Source organism: Paeniglutamicibacter sp. MACA_103 (assembly GCF_045798555.1).
Lineage (GTDB): Bacteria > Actinomycetota > Actinomycetes > Actinomycetales > Micrococcaceae > Paeniglutamicibacter.
Window position 1 is genome coordinate 1 of record NZ_JBIXLN010000120.1, and the last position, 470, is coordinate 470.

The following is a 470-nucleotide window of genomic DNA, read 5'->3' on the forward strand; positions in this document are numbered from 1 at the left end:
GTTGAAGAAGTGCATGTTGCAGACCTGTTTTGGTCGGTTGGTCGCCGAGGCAACCTTGGAGGAGCCCAGCGTGGAGGAATTGGTGGCCAGGATCGCGTGGGCAGGTGCAGCAGCATCCAGCGCGGCGAAGATGGCCCGCTTGATCTCCAGTTTCTCGGTGGCGGCCTCGATCACGAAGTCGGCGTTGGCGGCGCCTTCTTGAAGGGAGATGGTGAAGTGCAGGCGTGCCAGGGCCGCGTCGGCTTCGGCACGGTCCAGGCGTCCCTTGGACACCGAGTTGTCCATGCGGGAGACAAGCTGCTCGCGGGCCGCGGCCAACGATTCACCGGCGATGTCCTGGATGGTGGTTCTGTAGCCGGCCAGGGCCGCAAGCATGCCGATCTGCGAGCCCATGGCTCCGGATCCAATGACCAGGATGTTGTTGATCTGCATAGGTGTTGTCCTTGTTCTGCGTGGGGGTGGAACTAGGT

1 protein-coding gene is annotated in these 470 nt (G+C 62.6%); it reads right to left on the reverse strand.

The genetic code is table 11. The features are described from left to right. Window positions 1–432 (reverse strand): 3-hydroxyacyl-CoA dehydrogenase family protein (locus tag ACIPVK_RS21805; RefSeq protein ID WP_407614072.1); only part of this gene is annotated, 432 nt, incomplete at its 3' end. Window positions 433–470 lie beyond the last annotated feature (38 nt).